We start from the raw sequence: 18,367 nt of genomic DNA, 5'->3' as shown, positions 1-18,367 counted from the left end.
CGGATTCATCGCCACCGCGGCGGAGAAGGAAATCCAGAAACAATGGGACGAACTGATCGCGACCGGACAAGTACGCGCACCCGGCGCGGCACACGTGCACGCGCAATGAGTCGTTCCGCCTCCCCGGGTGCCGACCGGTCCGCGCGACCGGTCGGCACCTGGGTGCGCGCCACCGCCCGTGCCTGCGGGAACGGTGTTCGTGCTTGGATCTGGTGGTTCAACTCGATCCTGGGCGGACAGGACTACCAGCGTTACGTCGAGCACCTGCGCCGCAGGCATCCGGAGTGCGCGATTCCGACCGAGCGGGAGTACTGGCGGCAGCGGCATGCCGAGGCGGATCGCAATCCGGCCAACCGCTGCTGCTGAGCGAAACGTTTTTGGTGCGCGCCGCCGCACATCGTTGTGGTGCTTCGCACTACTCTGCGCCGGATATCAATGGTGCGATGTCATGACGCTTGTGCGAGGTGGCGACCACGGCTGGCAATGATGGCAGATTTCCGCTAGCACGGGTCAGCCGTAGCTGACATTGTGGTTGGCGTGACGATCACGGCATTGGATTTCGAACGGTGCTATCGGGCGGTGTCGACCCGAGACTCGCGATTCGACGGGCAATTCTTCACCGCGGTGCGGACCACCGGAATCTATTGCCGCCCTTCGTGTCCGGCGATCACCCCGAAGCGGGCCAACGTGTCGTTCCTGCCGACCGCCGCCGCGGCCCAGCAGGCCGGCTACCGCGCCTGCCGCCGCTGTCTGCCGGACGCGGCGCCGGGCTCGCCGCTGTGGAACACCAGGGCGGATCTGGCCGCGCGGGCGATGCGGCTGATCGGTGACGGTGTCATCGAACGCGGCGGGGTACCGGCGTTGGCTGCCACGCTGGGCTACTCGCAGCGGCAGCTCACCCGGGTGCTGACCACCGAACTCGGCGCGGGACCGCTGGCACTGGCCCGTGCACACCGCGCGCACACCGCGCGGCTGCTGATCCAGACCACCACGATGCCCATGTCGGATATCGCGTTCGCGGCGGGGTTCGCCTCCATCCGCCAGTTCAACGACACGGTGCGCGAGGTGTTCGCGGTCAGCCCCACGACGATGCGGAGTGAGGCCCAGCGCGCGAATTCCGGCACCTCCGGTCGTCCGGTACCCGCCACCAACGGCTCGCTCACGCTGCGGCTGCCCTACCGGGAACCGCTGGACCGCGCCTGGGTGGAGTGGTTCCTGTCCGCGCACATCGTGCCCGGCATGGAGCTGTGGGACAACGGCGCCTACACGAGGAATCTGCGCACGCCACATGGGCACGCCACGGTGCGGCTGAGTTTCCAGCGCGACCACGTGCGCGCGGAGTTGTCCCTGCACGACATGCGCGATCTGGCGCCAACGGTGGCACGGCTGCGGCATCTGCTGGATCTGGACGCCGACCCGGTCGGGATCGATGAGGCGCTCGGCGTCGGGCCGGGGGCGCACGGGCCGTCGTTGGCACGGCTGTCGGATCACCACACCGAGTATCTGCCGGATGCCGGTGCGGGCTCGCCGCCGGACGCCGAGGCGATGCCCGAGGCCGACCGGTCCGGCGCGATGCCCCCGCTGTTCACGCCGGGTATCCGGGTGCCCGGCTGCCTGGATGGAGCGGAACTGTTGCTGCGCACCATGATCGGGCAGCAGATCTCGGTCGCCGCCGCGGCCACGCACACCGCGCGGCTGGTCGAGGCGCTCGGCGAGCGAGTCGACGGTCCGATCCCGCTGCTGTTCCCGACGCCGGGGGTGATCGCCGAGCACGGCGCCGAAGTCTTGACCGGCCCGGCGCGGCGGATCCGCTCCATCGTCGCTGCCGCCGAGGCGCTGGCCGCCGGGGAGTTGCAGCTGCACCAGGGACGGACCGCCGCCGACTTGCGCCGCGATCTGCTCGCGCTGGACGGCGTCGGGCCGTGGACCGCCGACTACGTGACGATGCGCCTGCTCGCCGACCCGGACGTACTGCTGAGCACCGATTTGGTCGTCCGCCGAGGCGCCACCCTATTGGGCATCGATCTGACGGATACCGCGCGCTGGGCGCCGTGGCGGTCATACCTGTCGATGCACCTCTGGAAAGCGGCCCTGACCGACCGCGCCACACTCACCGAAGTCCCCGCGCTCGCCACCACGAAAGGCAGTGTCGAATCATGAACGCCATCACCGCCGGTTCCGCCGCAGTCGCCGGAAAAGTCACTTCTACCGTGGATTTCGCGATTACCGACACCCCGCTCGGGCCGTTCACCGCGCTCATCGACGTGAAGGGCGCGGTCCTGGCCTCCGGCTGGACCTCCGACGCGGAGAACCTGCGCGGCTTGATCCATCCCACGCTGCGCCCGGACCGGCTGCGGCAACGCGATTCGCTGGGTGAGGTGACCAGCGCCGTGATCGCCTACCACGAGGGCGACCTCACGGCGATCGACCCGATTCCGGTTCGCCAACGATCCGGGGAGTTCCTGGCGCACGCGTGGGAGGTGCTGCGCAAGGTGCCCGCGGGCAGCCCACTCACCTACACCGAGTTCGCCGCCCGCTCCGGCCGCCCCGACGCCACGCGCGCCGCCGCCAACGCGTGCGCCCGCAACGCCGCCGCCCTGTTCGTGCCCTGCCATCGAATCCTGCGCATCGGCGGCACACTGGGCGGATTCCGCTGGGGGTTGCCGGTGAAACGTTGGCTACTCGACCACGAGGGCTGAGCGTCCCGGACCTTCTATCCGCCGTCGATACTCATCCACACGATCGCGGGTGCGGCGAGTGCACTGCTCGACACCAATGCGCTGTTTCCGTCCACCTGGCATCCGCTCGGCGGCGCGAGCATGGGCACGGTATGCGATCTCGAGGGCCGAGTCTTTGGCCAGCGCGGCCTCTACGTGCTCGACGGCGCGCTCATGCCGGGCAACACCGCCGCGTGCAACCCGTCGATGACCATCGCCGCGGTCGCGGAACGAGCCCTCGACCACCTGGTAGCCCAGGATGTCGGGAACCGTGATCTGACACCGGGTCGCCTGGCGGCCGTCGGCATCCAGGCACAGCCGCACGCGGACGGCCGGAGTCAGGCGATGGTTGCTTGCAAGCGGGAGCCGGTGCGGCCGCGGAGGACGTGCAGGCGGCTGGGTATGCGTTGGCGCATTTCATCGACGTGGCTGACCACACCCACAACCCGGCCACCGGCCCGGAGTTCGTCCAGGACGTCCATGACGGCGTCCAGGCTGTCGGCGTCCAGGCCGCCGAAGCCCTCGTCGATGAAGAGGGTGTCCAGAACGACGCCACCGGATTCGGCCGCGACGGTGTCGGCCAGGCCGAGTGCCAATGACAGTGCGGCCATGAAGGTTTCGCCGCCGGATAGCGTTTTGGCGGGGCGAATGGCGCCGGTGTAGTCGTCGCGGATGTCGAGGCCGAGCCCACCGCGGCGGCCGCGCGGACCCGCCTTGTCGGAGTGGACGAATTCGTAACGGCCGCCGGACATCTTGCGCAACCGCAACGACCCCACCTGCGCTACTTCTTCCAGGCGGGCGGCCAGCACATAGGAGTGCAGGGACATGTGGCGGTTGTTCGCGCCGCGCCCGGCGACCACGTCGGCGAGTCCTTTCAGCTCCTCGAAGGCCTGCTGGGCAGGCGCGATCCGGTCGACGGCGGCCCAGAGCTGACCGCCCAGGTCCTCGAGCTGGCTTGCCCGCCTGCCCGCTTCGGCATGGGCGGCCACCGCGGTGTTCAGGCTGTTCTGCGCGACCGCTACCCGCGCGTCGAGTTCGGTCAGGTCACCGGGCTCCAGCGCCGCGGCGGCCTGGATGTCCGGTTCCGCCAGAACGGCTTCCGCGTGGGCGCGGGCCCGGTCGGCCACCAGGAGTTCGGCTTCGATCTCGGCCTGCCGCCCTGGCGTGCGGGACGCGGCGGCGACGACCTTCGCGTACGCGGTCAGCAACGCGACGTCATCGCGCGGACCGCTCTCCGTAGCCATGCGTCGCACCACGCCGGAATCGGGTTCGGCAGCTTCCGCCGGTACAGCGGCGTCGCCGGACCGGGCCATGCTGCCCACCCGCTCGTCCGCGGTAGTCGCCAGATGTGGTGCGGGTACGGAACCGCCGACAACGGACGTGGGATCGCCGACAGGTCCTTCGGGCACGAAACCCGCGGCGCGGGCGAGGTTCTCGACGCGATCGGCGACAAGCGAGACCTGCTCGCGTGCCGCCACCGCATCCGCACGGGTGTCGCGCAGCGCGGACGCCTCGGCAACAAGGGTGGTGAGCCGGGCACGACGGCGCTCGATGGTCTGGTCGGCGCCGGCCGCGGCGCGCAGCCGTTCGGTGAGTTCGGTCAGGCGCTTTTCAGCGGAGTCGATGGTGGCGGCGACCGCGCTGCGACCGGCATCGCATTCGCGCAGCTCGTCGTTCAGGCGCGTCTCGTCGTCGCGCAGACGGGAGAGCTCGGCGTTCAGGTCCTCGGCACGCGCGGCCAGTTCCGCCGTGTCCTCGTAGCGGTCGGTCGCGGCCCGCAATGCGGCAGCGAGCTCCACGCGGTCGGTGTCGCCGCCGCGTGCGACCAGCGCTTCGATCTCGCGCTCCAACCCCGTGATGCGGGACAGCGCACGGTCGCGGGTGTCCTCGGCAGCGCGCTCGGCGGCCGCGGCGGCCTCCTCCTCGTCCTTGGACACCGCGGTCGCGGTGGGCCGGGCGGGCGCGGGATGATCAGCGGAACCGCAGACCGCGCACGGACTTCCGTCGACCAGTTCACCGGCCAGCTCGGCAGCCATTCCGGACAGCCTGCGCTCGCGCAGATCGAGCACGAGTTCCTTGGCGTCGAGGTGCGCCGTGCGGGCGGTATCGAATTCGACCCTGGCATGATCGAGCGCCGTTCGGCGCGCGGCCAATTCGACGGCGGCCGTAGCGGCGGTCTGCAATCGCTCGCTTTCCGCGGTCAGGCCGGGCAGCGCCGCGGCCGCCTCGGTCGCCTCGCGCAATCCGGCCTCCGCCCCGGCGAGCGCGGCGGGCAACTGGTCACGTCGCTCGGTGAGTTGGATGATACGTTCGGCCAGCGTCGTGTCCTCGGCGCGCAGCGCGACGAGCTCGTCAGCCAGCCGAGTGGCGGTAGCCGCGTCGGTGCGCACTTCGTCCAGAGCGCCGATCTGCCCGCTCCAGCGCTGAATCGCCGCGTCGATATCGGCGTCGTCGCGCACATGGGCGTCGTCATCGGACCGGAGCAACTCGGCGCCGCCGAGGTCGGCGCTCGCTGATTCCCGGAGTCGGGCGGCCAATCGGCTTGCCGCGCTGAGCTTTTCGCTGTCCCGCTGCCGCTGGGTCCGGACCGCCGCGCGCGCCTCATCGATGGCCGCCGCGACCGGCTCGGCCCGGCGCGCCAGTTCGAGCTCGGCTTGCAGCGCGCCGCGGCGTTCGGCGTCGGCCGCGTAGCCGTCCAGTTGGCGACGGGCCGCGGCCATGCGGCGGTGCAGTTCGTGCAGTCGGCGCTGTTGTTCGGCCTGCTCACGGGTCCGCGCCGAGTCCTGCTGGCAGCGTTCGAGCTCGGTGACGGCGGTCGCGAGGTCGGCGCGCGCGGCGGCCAGCAGATCTTCCGACCAGGTGACCGATTCCGCGATCCCGATCGAATCCGCGACTCCGGCTGCCATGCCGACCTGGGTCATCAGTCGCTTGATGCCCTCGGTGCGTGCGTCCAGATCGGCTTCGGCGGCGCGGCGTTTGTCGGCGAGCCACTGCTCGGCGGTGCCGAAACGCTTGGTCTCGAAGAGCTTTTCGAGCATCCTTTCGCGATCTTCGTTGTCCGAGCGCAGGAAACGTGCGAAATCGCCCTGCGGCAGCAGCACCACCTGGAAGAACTGGTCGGCGCTCATACCGAGCAGGCGCAGGATCTCCTCGCCGATATCGGCTATCCGCGCAAGGTTTTCGCCGTGACCGTCCAGCCAGGTCAGCGTGGCCTTGGCCGGCACGGTGCGCATGCCGCTGCCGTCTCGTTTCGGGCGCTCGAATTCGGGGCTGCGGGTCAGCCGCAGTCGCCGACCGCCCAAGGTCGCTTCCAGCACCACCTGCGGCGGCGTGTGTTCCGGGGCGTGATCAGAGTGCAACCGCTTGCTTTCGCCGCGCGCACCGGGCACCTTGCCGTACAGCGCGAACGCGATCGCGTCCAGCACCGTGGTCTTCCCCGCTCCGGTCTGGCCGTGCAGGAGGAACAGCCCGTCCGCGCCGAGCGCGTCGAAGTCGACGACCGTGGTGTCGGCGTACGGGCCGAACGCGGTCATCTCGAGCTTGTGCAGCCTCATGCCGCCGCGCTTACGACTGGTCCCGGCAGGACACCCATCGCGGCGTCCGCTCCTCGCCCTCCGCGCTCACTCATCTGTGCACCTCGCCGACACCCGGCTCCGCGAACGCTCTGTTGCGACCACTGCCCGCGCGGCACGCTCACTCATGCCGACAGTTCCCCGGGCGCGGTCACCACCGTCAGCTGCTCCCGTTCCGCGACGGCGGCGGCGAGCGCACGGTCCAGCCAGGTCATCTCGCTCGGGGTCGGCGCGCCGCGGACGTCGGTGAGGAAACTGCGGGCTACTTCGGTGTCGCGGCGGCCGTGCACCCGCTCACGGTAGCGCAGTTCCGGGTTGCCCTCGGGTCGCGCCCATTCCACGTGCACGGCGTAGGGGAACCGTTCTCTGAGCTTGCGCATGGCGTCGACCGGGCGAGCGATGTCGGTGAGCACCGCGGACACATAGTGCTGTTCGGCCGCGGTGTGCTCGCCTTCGCTGAGCAACTCGTCCAGGGTGCCGGTGAGTTTGCTCAATCCCCGGATCGTCGGCAGATCCCGGCCCCACACCGGCCCCAAGCCGGACGCGTCCAGGTCGACGATCCACACCGCCTTGCGATGCGAGTTCTCGGCGAACGAATATGGCAGCGGCGAGCCGGAGTAGCGCACCGACTCCGCCAGTGTCTGGGGAGAATGCAGGTGGCCGAGCGCGACATAGTCGATGCCTTCGAAGGCGGCCAACGGTACCGTCTCCACTCCCCCGACCGAGATCGACCGTTCCGACCCGGTGGCCTCACCACCGACGACGAAGGCATGCGCCAGCACGACCGTCCGCGCGCCCGGCCGCCGCGCGATGTCGGCGCGGATGCGTGCCATGGCCGCGTCCAGGATTTCGGCGTGCGAGCGGGCCTGTGGCACATCGAGTTCGGCGCGGGTGATCTCTGGTTCCAGGTATGGGATGCCATAGCACGCGACGAGCCCGTGCTCGTCCTCGAGGAGAACCGGACGATCGGCATCGGCGACCGTGGTGCGTAAGTGCAACCCGCCCGCCGCGGCGAAACTGGCGCCCGCGCCCAGGCGGGCAGGCGAATCGTGGTTGCCCGAGGTGGCGACGATCTGCGCCCCCGCCGCGCGGATGGCCTCGAACCCCCGGTTGCACACCGCGATCGCGTCGGCGCTCGGGATCGACCGGTCGTACACGTCGCCCGGCAGCACGACCACGTCGACCGACTCCTCGGCCACCAGTTCCGCGATCGCGGTCAGTGAACGAGCCTGGTCGGCAAGCAGATCGACACCGTGAAACGTGCGCCCGATGTGCCAGTCCGAGGTGTGCAGCATCCGCATGCCGCGAAACCGTAGGGCAACCCACCGACAGACTTCAATTGCCCCGCCCGCTGTGTCGGATTTGCCCAGCCACGATACGGCGTGTCCGGCGCGCCGATCAGCGTGTTCGATCCGGGACCGCGGTTCGTCCCGCGAATCGAATCCCCGCATCTGCCTTGGCTTCCCGAGCGCCGGGACACTGGTGACTCCGTATGCCGTGCCGGCCGGGCACCGCGCCACGGCGGCGGACGCCCCCTCGCTATGTCGGCGGACAACCAGCGCTTGCCACAGCAGTCGCCCAGCAAGGACACGCGCAGGCGTCCTGCGGCCGATGTGGATGCCACGCGCAGGCATCCCCGCGACCTCGGCGCGGTGGGTAACGCCGTCGGCCGCATTGCGGTCCTCGTGACGGTGACCAGGTTGCTGCGCGGCATCACGTTCGGATGGCGACCGGGGTACTGACCGTGCAGGGCCCGGCCGTGAGCCGTGCCACCCGCTCTGGCTGACCACCGAGCACCCCGGACCGGACGGGCGTCCAAGTAGGAAGGACCGTGGAGGCCGTCAACTACACCATGACCTCGTTGGAGTCGCGGGATAGTCCGTATGGCCGTGCCGCCACGCCGCCGAGCGCGGCGGCAACTAGGGTGCATAGCGTGGCTGCTTCCGAACGTGCGCGATCCCGGGTGCCCGCGCCGCAACGCTCGATCCTGCCGTCGGTGCCGGGAATCCCCGTCGGCGCGGCGGTCCTGATCGCGGTTGCCTGCACGTTTGTGGGATTCCTGATCGATGCCAGCGGCGGAGGCGGCGAGCTGACCGGCACGTTCGCCGCGCTGTACATCGTCGGGTGCATGGCGGCCGTCGCGGCCGTGCGCTACCGCGGGCTGTTCAGCACGATGGTGTTGCCGCCGCTCCTGCTGTTCGTCGCCGTGCCACTGGCCTATCAACAGCTCACCGGCCGCGGCTCGACCTCGATGAAGGACATCCTGCTGAACCTGGCGATCCCGCTGGTGAACCGCTTCCCGACCATGATGCTGGCCACGGTCGCCGTGGCGCTGATCGGCGGCGCCCGAATCTTGATGCGCCGGCGCGAGGAAGAGGCGAGCAGGCCACTCCCCGTGCGCCGCGGCGCGAGCGGCGGGAAATCGCCCGCCAAGAAGACCAAGCCCGGTCGCTCCTCCGGCACGCTCGCGGAGGCGGCACGCCGCAAAGCCCGCCGCCCGCGGCCCGAGCCGGACGAGCCAGATCCCGACGACTTGGACGACCCCGCCCCCCGCCCGGCCCGTCGGCCCGCGGCCCAGGTCGCCGACGCACCGCCCCGGGTCGCGCCGTCCCGGCCACGCGAGGGCCGGGCCCCGGCACGCGGCGGATCCCGCCCGACCGGGGCGATGCCCCGCGCCGAAGGCGAACCACCCCGCGCGCCAGGGGCACGCCGCGACATCCCGCCGCACCCACAGCCCAATGTCCGCTACCGCGAGCGTGATTCGAGCCGCACCGAACGACGCAGGCCGGAAAGTCTGTAGCCGGGCCCGTCGCGACAGTCCGCTACCGCGCTGCGACCTCGCGACTGCGACGAATCTCAGGTAACGGCTCGGGTGACCAGAACAGCAGGCGTGCTTCGCCCCTCGGTGGTGCCATACCGCCTGACGCGACCGAATCGGCCCCGTCACCGGTCTCCGGCTCGCGCCTCATCGGCCGCATCATCCGCGACCAGGTCGCCAGCGGCACTCACCCGACGGCCCACGCCGCAGTCGCCAGCGGCGGCCGCTCGGACGCGAGCCTTCAGGAGTTTGCGAACACGCAGCGCCGCAGGCGCCGCACATCGAACACAGTCAGTGCCGGGCCTCGCGCAGTTCTCGGGGCAGCGCGAAGACGAGCGTTTCGTTGGCCGTGGTGACCGGCTGGACATCGCCGTAGCCGTGTTCAGCCAGCATGTCCAGAACGCCGCGGACCAGGATCTCGGGGACCGACGCGCCCGAGGTGATGCCGATCGTGCGGACGCCGTCGAGCCAGGCCGGTTCGACCTCGCGGGCGAAGTCCACCAGGTGGGCGGCCTTGGCGCCCGCACCGAGCGCCACCTCGACCAGGCGCACCGAGTTCGAGGAGTTGCGCGAACCGACCACGATCACCAAGTCGCATTCCGGTGCCATCGCCTTCACCGCGACCTGACGGTTCTGCGTGGCGTAGCAGATGTCGTCACTCGGCGGGTCCTGCAGGCCGGGGAAACGCTGCCGCAGCCGCTGCACCGTCTCCATCGTCTCGTCCACACTCAGCGTGGTCTGCGAGAGCCAGATCACCTTGGACTCGTCGCGCACGGTGACCTTGTCCACCGCCGCCGGCCCGTCGACCAGCTGGACGTGCTCGGGCGCCTCGCCGGCGGTGCCCTCGACCTCCTCGTGGCCCTCGTGGCCGATCAGCAGGATGTCGTAGTCGTCGCGGGCGAACCGCTTGGCCTCCTGGTGCACCTTGGTGACCAGCGGGCAGGTCGCGTCGATGGTGTGCAGATTGCGCGTGGCGGCGGACTCGTGCACCGCGGGCGAGACGCCGTGCGCGGAGAAGACGACGACCGCACCCTCGGGAACCTCGTCGGTCTCGTCGACGAAGACCACGCCGCGCTCGCGCAGCGTCTCCACCACGTGCCGGTTGTGCACGATCTCCTTGCGCACGTAGATCGGGGCGCCGTGCTTTTCCAGCGCCTTCTCGACGGTTTCGACGGCACGGTCGACGCCGGCGCAGTACCCGCGCGGCTCCGCGAGCAGCACACGCTTTCCGCCGTCGGCGTTCGTGACGCCTGCCGAGCGGGCGATTCCGACGTTCAAGGGAATGGCCGAAGACATGCCCACAGGATACGTGCGGCCCGGTGCTTCGCCACTTCCGGGAGTTGTCCGTCACACCGCCCTGGTACCGGCCGCGAGCTGGGCCGGAAGAACACCGAGGAACACCGGCGCCGCGACGCGCGGGTAACCGCCACAAATACTCGCGGCGAGACCCGCGGTCTATTCTCCGGATATGAGCACAGCGCCGCGTAATTCCGGCCGATCCGCCACGCGCCGGGGCGGACGGATATTCGAACGGCGCACACCCCTTCTTTGCATAACACACCATTTCGGGCAGGCTAGGATCATGCTTCGACCACCCTTTCTGGCTCGGGTCGCCGCCGGCGCCGCCGTATACGCCCTCGAGGAAACCCGCCGGCTACCCACGGCGGCAATGAATTTCCCGATCACGGCCATCAGTCAGCTGCTGCAGACGACAATGCACGTCCAGCAGTTCGTGACCAGCCTGGCCCTGAAGGGCGACGTGGTTTTCGACCGTTTGTCCAACCGACCGGTCGAACAGCCGGAATGGGCCACGTTCGACGAAGACCTCGACGACGATTCGAGCCCCGGCACCCACCACACCAGCCGATTCGACCTCTACGCCGCCGACGAGCCCGAACCGGCCCGCACGCCGGAAACCTTTCCTGCCGACGCCGCCCGCGCCACCGAGACCAACGGCCACACCACCTCCGCGCCGTCCATCGACGCTCCGACCGAGCCGAAAAGCGCTGAGCCGGAATCCGAATCGGATTCCGAGCCCGCCGCGAAGGCGCCCGAGATCGTGGAGCCGGAAGTCGCCACACAGTACGACTACCTCAACATGACCCTGGCCCAGCTGCGCGCCCGGCTGCGCATGCTGTCCGTCGAAGACCTCACCGACCTGCTGGAGTACGAGCAGCAGACCCGCGCCAGGGCGGCGTTCGTGACCATGCTGACGAACCGGATCGCCACCGTTCGGGCCCAGTGACCGACCCTCGGACACCCCCCTCGCCGACGGCTGGCCGGGAGACCTCCGGCCAACCCGCCGCCGCACCGGCCAACTCCGCCGAGCACCCCTGGCCGGTGCGTTCCGTGGCCGTCAAGGTGGCCCAGTGGATCGACCGGCTCGGCAGCATCTGGGTGGAGGGCCAGATCACCCAGATCAACCTGCGCCCCGGCACGCGCACCGCGTTCCTGGTGCTGCGCGACCCGTCCGCGGACATGTCCCTCTCGGTGACCTGCGATCCGGACCTCATCCGCAATTCCCCGCTCCCGCTGCAGGAGGGCAGCCGGGTGGTGGTCTACGGCAAACTCTCCTTCTTCACCGGACGCGGCACGATCTCGTTGCGCGTGCTGGAGATCCGGCCGGTCGGCATCGGCGAGCTGCTAGCCCGCATCGAGCGGCTGAAGGCGCTGCTGGCCGCCGAGGGTCTGTTCGATCCCCGGCTCAAGCGCCCGCTCCCATTCCTGCCCGGAACGGTCGGACTGATCACCGGCCGCGCGAGCGCCGCGGAACGCGATGTGCTCAGCGTCGCGCGCAATCGGTGGCCCGCGGTGCGTTTCGAGATCCGCAACACCGCGGTTCAGGGACCTACCGCGGTGCCGCAGATGCTCGCCGCGCTGGTCGAACTCGATCGCCACCCCGCCGTCGAGGTGATCGTGCTCGCGCGCGGTGGCGGCAGCGTGGAAGACCTGCTGCCGTTCTCCGACGAGGCGTTGTGCCGCGCCATCGTGGCCGCGACGACCCCGATCGTCAGCGCGGTCGGCCACGAACCCGACAATCCGCTCAGCGACTTCGTCGCCGATCTGCGCGCGGCGACCCCGACCGACGCCGCCAAGCGCATCGTCCCGGACGCCGCCGCCGAGCTGGCCTGCGTCCGTGAGCTGCGCGGCCGCGCCGCCGCCGCGCTACGCGGCTGGGTCGACCGCGAGACCAGGACGCTCACCCAGCTGCGGTCGCGGCCGGTGCTCGCCGACCCACTGCGCGAGATCGACCGGCGTCAGGAAGAGATCGAGCGCCTGCGCACGTCGGCACGCCGCTACGCCGAGCAATGTATCCGCACCGAATCCACCGCTACCAGGCATCTGCGCGAGAAACTCACGGCGGTGGGCCCGGCCGCGACACTGGCCCGTGGCTACGCTGTCGTACAGCGCGTCACCGGCCGGGAGCGGGTGGTGGTGCGCTCGATCGAGGACGCGCCCCCGGGCAGCCAGTTGCGCATCCGAGTCGCCGACGGCGCCGTCACGGCCGCCGCGCTCGGAGCCAAGACGCTCGGCAGCACGCACACCGACACAGGGAGGAACTGACCTTGGCCGAGCCCGGCAAGTCAGCGGATAAGGACGCGACGGACGCCGACCCCGCCGACGAACTGGCCGAGATCGCCGGCTTCGGCTACGAACGCGCCCGGGACGAACTGGTCAACGTGGTGAAGATCCTCGAGCAGGGCGGCCTCGACCTGGACGAATCCCTCGCCCTGTGGGAACGCGGCGAAGCACTGGCCAACCGCTGCGAAGAGCACCTGGCGGGCGCGCGCAAACGCGTGGAGGACGCGCTGCACCGCTCCGATCTGGAACAGCGCGAGTGACCATCCGCCGCGCCACCCCGGACGTCGCACCATCGGCCGCTGGATCGACCTGGGTAGCACCCAGTTGATCAGGGCTTCAGCGGCTGGGCGGCGGTAATCGCCTGGGCCAAGGTGGTGAACGCCGCCTGGTTGCCCGCGCCGGTGATCAGCACACGGGACTGGCCGAGGTCGGCGATCCACGTGGTCTCCGCGCCCTGCTCGGCGTAGACGATCCACTTCTGCGCACCGACCTGCTCGGTGCCGCTGGCGTACCGGGATCCGAGCACGAACCGGGCCAGCGCCTCCTCGGTCGCGTTGCTCTGGGTGAACCGCATGTAGGTGCCCTGCGGCGTGATGTAGCCGACGGTGCTGACCGGTCCGCCGCCGGTGCCGCCGATGGACTCGCGGCTGCCGGAGTTCGGCGTCCAGTCCGCGGGCAGAGCCGGGTTGCGGATCGGGAACGGCAGGGATCTGGCGTCGGCGGTGAGCGCGGCCTGCGCGTCGAAATGCGGGATCTTCCCCTGCGTCGGGCCGTTCGCGGCGAAACTGCACTGGCTGGCCAGGCCCGCGAACACCACGGCGATCAGCACCAGCGGGATCAGCGACCAGAACAGATCCCGGTAGTCGTTCATGATGCGTGGCTTTTGGTACGACACGCTCCCAGTATCCACTCGCGGCGCGACGCTCACCCGCGCACCCCGATCGCCCGGAGATCACCCGGAGATCACCCGGACCAGGGGTGTACGACCGTGCCACACCGAATGAGACAATTGACCGGTACGTACCGATGCACAGGAGGCACCCCGCAATGACGGCAACTTCCCCCAGCCCCAGCCGCCGCGAGGCGCCCGACCGTAACCTCGCACTCGAGCTGGTCCGCGTGACCGAGGCAGGGGCGATGGCCGCGGGCCGGTGGGTCGGACGCGGCGACAAGGAGGGGGGCGACGGCGCCGCCGTCGACGCCATGCGGCAGCTGGTCAGCTCGGTGTCCATGCGCGGCATCGTCGTCATCGGCGAGGGCGAGAAGGACGAGGCGCCGATGCTGTACAACGGCGAAGCCGTCGGCGACGGTACCGGCCCGGAAGTGGACTTCGCGGTCGACCCGATCGACGGCACCACGCTGATGTCCAAGGGCGTGCCGGGCGCGATCTCCGTGCTGGCGGTCGCCGAGCGCGGCGCGATGTTCGACCCGTCGGCGGTGTTCTACATGCACAAGATCGCCGTCGGCCCCGACGCCGCCGATGTGATCGATATCTCGGCCCCGATCGGCGAGAACATCCGCCGGGTCGCCAAGGCCAAGAACTCCGCGAAGTCCGACCTGACCGTCTGCATCCTGGACCGTCCCCGGCACGCCGAGCTGATCCAGCAGGTGCGCGACGCGGGTGCCCGCATCCGGCTGATCTCCGACGGCGACGTGGCGGGCGCCATCGCGGCCGCCCGCCCGGACTCCGGTACCGACATCCTGGTCGGCATCGGCGGCACGCCCGAGGGCATCATCGCCGCCGCCGCGATGCGGTGTATGGGCGGTGAGCTGCAGGGCATGCTCGCCCCGAAGGACGACGAGGAACGGCAGAAGGCGCTCGACGCAGGCCACGACCTCGACCGCGTGCTCACCACCGAAGACCTGGTCGCCGGCGACAACGTCTTCTTCTGCGCCACCGGCGTCACCGACGGCGACCTGCTGCGCGGCGTGCGCTACTTCGGCGGCGGCGCGTCGACCCACTCGATCGTCATGCGTTCGAAGTCCGGCACCGTCCGCATGATCGACGCCTACCACCGCCTGACCAAGCTGCGCGAGTACTCGTCGGTCGACTTCATCGGCGACGAGCACGCGGTCCCGCCGCTGCCGTAGTTTTTTTGCAGCGCCTGCGGCGCTGCGTGTTCGCAATGCCAGGTCTCGCTGCGCTCGAAAACCGCAGTTGGGCCGAGTGGGCGCGTATAGCCGTATCCGCCGATCTCAGCATTCGCCAAACCTTTCGGAGCTGCGGTGACGGGAATCGTCCGCTGGCGACTACACGCGGACGCCGCGGGCGGTTCGCCAGGACTTCTCGTCGACCCGGCGGCCGCCGACCCGTGTCAGGCCGGGCAAGCGCTTGTAAGTACTCGTATTACTGCGTTCGGTTGCATATGTCCGATCGGTACTTGATTCGATGTCCTTATTCCCGGCTCCGGTGTGCGGCGGGTGTGCGAATGACCTCAGGCGTGGTAGCCCCATCGGGGGCGGGTGCGGCATAAGGTCGGAAATATGACGGAGGAGACTCAGTACCGCATCGAGCACGACACCATGGGTGAGGTTCGGGTTCCAGTGGACGCTTTGTGGCGGGCGCAGACCCAGCGGGCCGTGGAGAACTTCCCGATCAGCGGACGTGGCTTGGAGCGGGCGCAGATTCGCGCTCTCGGCCTGCTGAAGGCCGCGTGTGCCACGGTGAACCGCGACCTGGGTCTGCTCGATCCCGTGAAGGCCGACGCCATCATCGCGGCGGCCAACGAGATCGCGGACGGCAAGCACGACGACCAGTTCCCGATCGACGTCTTCCAAACCGGTTCCGGCACCAGCTCGAACATGAACGCCAACGAGGTGATCGCCTCGCTGGCCAAGGCGAAGGGCGTCACGGTACATCCGAACGACGACGTGAACATGTCGCAGTCGTCCAACGACACCTTCCCCACCGCAACGCATCTCGCCGCCACCGAGGCGATCATCGCGGATCTCGTGCCCGCACTGGAGCATCTGCGACTCGCGCTGCTGGACAAGTCCACCGAGTGGCGCACCGTGGTGAAGTCCGGCCGTACCCACCTGATGGACGCCGTCCCGGTGACCCTGGGCCAGGAGTTCGGCGGTTACACCCGCCAGGTGGCGGCGGGCATCGAGCGCGTCATGGCGACGCTGCCGCGCCTTGGCGAGCTGCCGATCGGCGGAACGGCGGTCGGCACCGGGCTCAACGCGCCGGACGGCTTCGGCGCGAAGGTCGTCGCGGAGCTGGTACGCGCTACCGACATCGATGCGTTGCGCGAGGCAGAGGACCACTTCGAGGCGCAGGCCGCGCGGGACGGTCTGGTCGAGGCCTCCGGCGCGCTGCGCACGATCGCGGTGAGCCTGACCAAGATCGCCAACGACATCCGCTGGATGGGTTCGGGTCCGCTGACCGGACTGGCCGAGATCCAGCTGCCCGATCTGCAGCCGGGCAGCTCGATCATGCCGGGCAAGGTGAATCCGGTTCTGCCCGAGGCGGTTACCCAGGTCGGTGCGCAGGTGATCGGCAACGACGCGGCGGTCGCGTTCGCCGGCGCGGGTGGCGCCTTCGAGCTGAACGTGTACATCCCGGTGATGGCGCGCAACCTGCTGGAGTCGATTCGCCTGCTGGCCAACGTCTCCCGGCTGTTCGCCGACAAATGCGTGCGCGGCCTGGTCGCCAACGTCGAGCACTTGCGCACCCTCGCCGAGTCCTCGCCCTCCATCGTCACCCCGCTGAACTCCGCGATCGGGTACGAGGAGGCGGCCGCGGTCGCCAAGGAAGCGCTGCGAGAGAAGAAGACGATTCGCCAGACCGTCATCGACCGCGGACTGCTCGACGAGAAGCTGACCGAGGAGGAACTCGATCGCCGCCTCGACGTACTGGCCATGGCGAAGCTGAAGGACGCTGAATAAAGCGGATCGACCGTCCACGTTGTGAGAACAACGTGGACGTTCGGCCGACGCGACAACTTATTTCGTGAGCACATGGGTAACTCGCCGGGTACGCCCAGAACCCACGCGGCTCCCGACGCAGGACCTGAACGCAAATCCCCCGTCACCCAACTGGTACGGCCTAAAGACGCGGAGAGGCGGCGGAGCGTGCGAGTTCGTCGCGCGCCCGCTCGCCGTCGGGGCCGAAATCGGTGCGAGTGAAGACGTTCCACCGCTTCAGCAGCGGAGCGAAGACCAGCTCGCCCTCTTTGGCGCGGTCGTAGACGCCCGCCTCGGCGAGCACCTCGTCGCTGCTGCGGCCGTCGGGCAGGGTGACGGTGGGGACCTGGAAACCGGCGACCCGGTCCGCGATGGCGCGCATGGTCTGATCCGGTACCAGGTCGAGAGCCGCGGCGATCAGGTCGGCGAAGACGGCCGACTGCAGTTCCTCGTCCAGCGCGATCCGCTCGGCGATGGCGGTGACCAGCGGGTTCTCCTCCAGGGCCGCGATGTTGCGGTGCCGGATCGCGCTGGCGGCCTCCTCGAACGCGCAGGTGGCCAGCACGTCGAGCAGGTGCATCGCCGGACGGCGGAAGCCTTTGGTCATGTGCTCCATGCGCAACCGCTCCAGCTCCACCGGGTCGACCGCCCTGGTGACCATGAGGTAGTTGCGGATCATGATCTCGTGACGGTTCTCCTCGGCCGTCCAGCGTCCGACCCAGCGCCACCACGCGCCGGTGCGCAGGTACTTGCCCACCTCACGGTGATACGAGGGCAGGTTGTCGGCGATCAGCACGGAGACGGTCAAGGCCAGTTTGGCGGTTTCGCTGAGCTCGGACTGATCCGGCGCCCAGTCGGTGCCGCCGAGGAATGCGAAGTTGTGCCCGTTGTCCCACGGCACGAAGTCGTGCGGCTGCCATCCCTCGGCGGCATCGATGTGCTTGCGCAGAATCAGTTCTACGTCTACCGCGAGCGATTCGAGCAGTTCGCGATCGGTCAGGAGAGTTTGCACCGTGACAACCTAGCGGCTTGGCCCGCGAAGCGGGAGAGATGGATGGGACGGACCGGCAGCCGGAACCGCCCGGCGGTCCCGGACGCCGAAACCCGGGTTACGACTTCGGCGTGACGGTGATAGTACCGTCCACCCAGGTGATGGTGCCGCCGGTGAAATCGCTCTGCTTACCGCCGGGGATGTCCTTCTCGTCGCTGATCGGGTAGCCGAGCCTGCCGTGCGCGCCGCCGTTTTCCTCCCATGCCCTGCGGATCTCGCCCCAGACGATATAGGGCTCACCGTCCCTGGCCTCGTAGATCGTGCCGCCGGCGAAGTCCTGGAATTCGCCCTCGTCGGGGCCGTCCTCCTCGGCTTGCAGGGGAAGGCCGAGCGGTCCGGTCGGGCCGCCGCTCTGGGTGTACTTGTCGTAGATGTCGCCGGAGACGGTGATCTCGCCGGTCGGAGTCATGATCCTGGTTTCCTCCGCGGCGGCGCCCGGGGTGCCCGTGGTGGTGCGGCCTGCGTTGTCCTGGGTTGTGGTGTACACGGCGGTGGTGGTCGTCGGCGACGCGATGGTGGTAAACCAGCCGGTCGTGGTCGCAACGGTACCTGTGTCCTCATCGTCCCCGCAGCCGGCCACGACCAGCCCTGCCGCGGCGAGCACCGCGGTGAATCCAGCCGTTCGACGAGCGAAGTAGCGCATGTCCGTCCTCTCGCAAGGGCTACCGGCACACCACGGGCTCGGTGGTGCCGCACGTAGCTCGGCCGATTGTCATACCGA

General features: G+C 69.6%; 16 protein-coding genes and 1 pseudogene. 11 read left to right on the top strand and 6 right to left on the bottom strand.

The window, feature by feature from the left end; genetic code table 11:
- Positions 1 to 162: 162 nt before the first annotated feature.
- The 4 genes and pseudogenes from AB0M45_RS15755 to AB0M45_RS15740 form a co-directional block, all read left to right on the top strand.
- Positions 163 to 366 (top strand): YbdD/YjiX family protein, encoded by a 204-nt coding sequence (locus AB0M45_RS15755; RefSeq protein WP_364328530.1) that lies wholly within the window; start codon positions 163 to 165, stop codon positions 364 to 366.
- A 162-nt stretch (positions 367 to 528) separates the two neighbouring features.
- Positions 529 to 2,160, top strand: coding sequence for an Ada metal-binding domain-containing protein (locus AB0M45_RS15750; protein ID WP_364328477.1), 1,632 nt, complete (start codon positions 529 to 531; stop codon positions 2,158 to 2,160).
- Positions 2,157 to 2,699 (top strand): methylated-DNA--[protein]-cysteine S-methyltransferase, encoded by a 543-nt coding sequence (locus AB0M45_RS15745; RefSeq protein ID WP_364328474.1) that lies wholly within the window; start codon positions 2,157 to 2,159, stop codon positions 2,697 to 2,699. The genes AB0M45_RS15750 and AB0M45_RS15745 overlap by 4 nt, the downstream gene beginning before the upstream one ends.
- A 69-nt stretch (positions 2,700 to 2,768) precedes the next feature.
- Positions 2,769 to 2,984 (top strand): annotated as a pseudogene (locus tag AB0M45_RS15740) (GMC oxidoreductase); the annotation flags it as partial.
- A gap of 71 nt (positions 2,985 to 3,055) precedes the next feature.
- On the opposite strand, the gene AB0M45_RS15735 reads toward AB0M45_RS15740, so the two are convergent.
- Positions 3,056 to 6,271: an AAA family ATPase gene (locus AB0M45_RS15735; RefSeq protein WP_364328471.1), complete on the bottom strand. Its 3,216-nt coding sequence runs from the start codon at positions 6,269 to 6,271 to the stop codon at positions 3,056 to 3,058.
- Positions 6,272 to 6,414: 143 nt separating this feature from the next.
- Entirely contained in the window at positions 6,415 to 7,590 is a 1,176-nt protein-coding gene (locus AB0M45_RS15730) for an exonuclease SbcCD subunit D (RefSeq protein ID WP_364328468.1), read from the bottom strand.
- Positions 7,591 to 7,851: 261 nt separating this feature from the next.
- On the opposite strand from AB0M45_RS15730, the gene AB0M45_RS15725 reads away from it, so the two are divergent.
- Positions 7,852 to 8,031: a hypothetical protein gene (locus AB0M45_RS15725; RefSeq protein WP_364328465.1), complete on the top strand. Its 180-nt coding sequence runs from the start codon at positions 7,852 to 7,854 to the stop codon at positions 8,029 to 8,031.
- A 191-nt stretch (positions 8,032 to 8,222) separates the two neighbouring features.
- Positions 8,223 to 9,089 (top strand): DUF6542 domain-containing protein, encoded by an 867-nt coding sequence (locus AB0M45_RS15720; protein WP_364328462.1) that lies wholly within the window; start codon positions 8,223 to 8,225, stop codon positions 9,087 to 9,089.
- Between the two features lie 309 nt (positions 9,090 to 9,398).
- Here the strand turns inward: AB0M45_RS15720 and AB0M45_RS15715 are convergent, their stop codons facing one another.
- Entirely contained in the window at positions 9,399 to 10,403 is a 1,005-nt protein-coding gene (locus tag AB0M45_RS15715; protein ID WP_364328459.1) for a 4-hydroxy-3-methylbut-2-enyl diphosphate reductase, read from the bottom strand.
- 286 nt (positions 10,404 to 10,689) lie between these two features.
- Here AB0M45_RS15715 and AB0M45_RS15710 point away from each other — a divergent pair, with 286 nt between their 5' ends.
- The 3 genes from AB0M45_RS15710 (at position 10,690) to AB0M45_RS15700 (ending at position 12,949) form a co-directional block, all read left to right on the top strand.
- Positions 10,690 to 11,352 carry a lipid droplet-associated protein gene (locus AB0M45_RS15710; protein ID WP_364328456.1) on the top strand — a complete coding sequence of 221 codons (663 nt, stop codon included), beginning with the start codon at positions 10,690 to 10,692 and terminating at the stop codon, positions 11,350 to 11,352.
- A gap of 95 nt (positions 11,353 to 11,447) precedes the next feature.
- Positions 11,448 to 12,671 (top strand): exodeoxyribonuclease VII large subunit, encoded by a 1,224-nt coding sequence (xseA, locus tag AB0M45_RS15705; RefSeq protein ID WP_364328526.1) that lies wholly within the window; start codon positions 11,448 to 11,450, stop codon positions 12,669 to 12,671.
- 62 nt (positions 12,672 to 12,733) lie between these two features.
- A complete protein-coding gene (locus tag AB0M45_RS15700) occupies positions 12,734 to 12,949 on the top strand; it encodes an exodeoxyribonuclease VII small subunit (protein ID WP_364328523.1) in 216 nt (71 codons plus the stop codon).
- Between the two features lie 68 nt (positions 12,950 to 13,017).
- Here the strand turns inward: AB0M45_RS15700 and AB0M45_RS15695 are convergent, their stop codons facing one another.
- Positions 13,018 to 13,584, bottom strand: a complete 567-nt coding sequence (locus AB0M45_RS15695; protein WP_364328453.1) for a DUF4245 domain-containing protein — start codon at positions 13,582 to 13,584, stop codon at positions 13,018 to 13,020.
- 152 nt (positions 13,585 to 13,736) lie between these two features.
- Between AB0M45_RS15695 and glpX the strand changes: the two genes are divergently transcribed.
- The gene (glpX, locus tag AB0M45_RS15690) at positions 13,737 to 14,780 is read left to right on the top strand and encodes a class II fructose-bisphosphatase (RefSeq protein ID WP_364328450.1); all 1,044 of its coding nucleotides are present in this window, start codon (positions 13,737 to 13,739) and stop codon (positions 14,778 to 14,780) included.
- 393 nt (positions 14,781 to 15,173) lie between these two features.
- Positions 15,174 to 16,577, top strand: a complete 1,404-nt coding sequence (locus AB0M45_RS15685; protein ID WP_364328447.1) for a class II fumarate hydratase — start codon at positions 15,174 to 15,176, stop codon at positions 16,575 to 16,577.
- Positions 16,578 to 16,737: 160 nt separating this feature from the next.
- On the opposite strand, the gene AB0M45_RS15680 is transcribed toward AB0M45_RS15685, so the two are convergent.
- Positions 16,738 to 17,607, bottom strand: coding sequence for an acyl-ACP desaturase (locus AB0M45_RS15680; protein ID WP_364328444.1), 870 nt, complete (start codon positions 17,605 to 17,607; stop codon positions 16,738 to 16,740).
- A 97-nt stretch (positions 17,608 to 17,704) separates the two neighbouring features.
- Positions 17,705 to 18,289: an esterase gene (locus tag AB0M45_RS15675; RefSeq protein WP_364328441.1), complete on the bottom strand. Its 585-nt coding sequence runs from the start codon at positions 18,287 to 18,289 to the stop codon at positions 17,705 to 17,707.
- Positions 18,290 to 18,367: the final 78 nt, after the last annotated feature.

Source organism: Nocardia sp. NPDC051787, assembly GCF_040681325.1.
In the GTDB taxonomy this organism is placed as follows: Bacteria; Actinomycetota; Actinomycetes; order Mycobacteriales; family Mycobacteriaceae; genus Nocardia.
The sequence above is the reverse complement of the archived record's forward strand: the minus strand, read 5'-3'. Positions and strand labels throughout refer to the sequence as shown.

Bases quoted from the DNA above. Each gene is read 5' to 3' on its own strand.
- AB0M45_RS15745 (WP_364328474.1), top strand. From the start codon at position 2,157: ATGAACGCCATCACCGCCGGTTCCGCCGCAGTCGCCGGAAAAGTCACT.
- AB0M45_RS15735 (WP_364328471.1), bottom strand. From the start codon at position 6,271: ATGAGGCTGCACAAGCTCGAGATGACCGCGTTCGGCCCGTACGCCGAC.
- AB0M45_RS15730 (WP_364328468.1), bottom strand. From the start codon at position 7,590: ATGCGGATGCTGCACACCTCGGACTGGCACATCGGGCGCACGTTTCAC.
- AB0M45_RS15715 (WP_364328459.1), bottom strand. From the start codon at position 10,403: ATGTCTTCGGCCATTCCCTTGAACGTCGGAATCGCCCGCTCGGCAGGC.
- AB0M45_RS15710 (WP_364328456.1), top strand. From the start codon at position 10,690: ATGCTTCGACCACCCTTTCTGGCTCGGGTCGCCGCCGGCGCCGCCGTA.
- glpX (WP_364328450.1), top strand. From the start codon at position 13,737: ATGACGGCAACTTCCCCCAGCCCCAGCCGCCGCGAGGCGCCCGACCGT.
- AB0M45_RS15685 (WP_364328447.1), top strand. From the start codon at position 15,174: ATGACGGAGGAGACTCAGTACCGCATCGAGCACGACACCATGGGTGAG.
- AB0M45_RS15675 (WP_364328441.1), bottom strand. From the start codon at position 18,289: ATGCGCTACTTCGCTCGTCGAACGGCTGGATTCACCGCGGTGCTCGCC.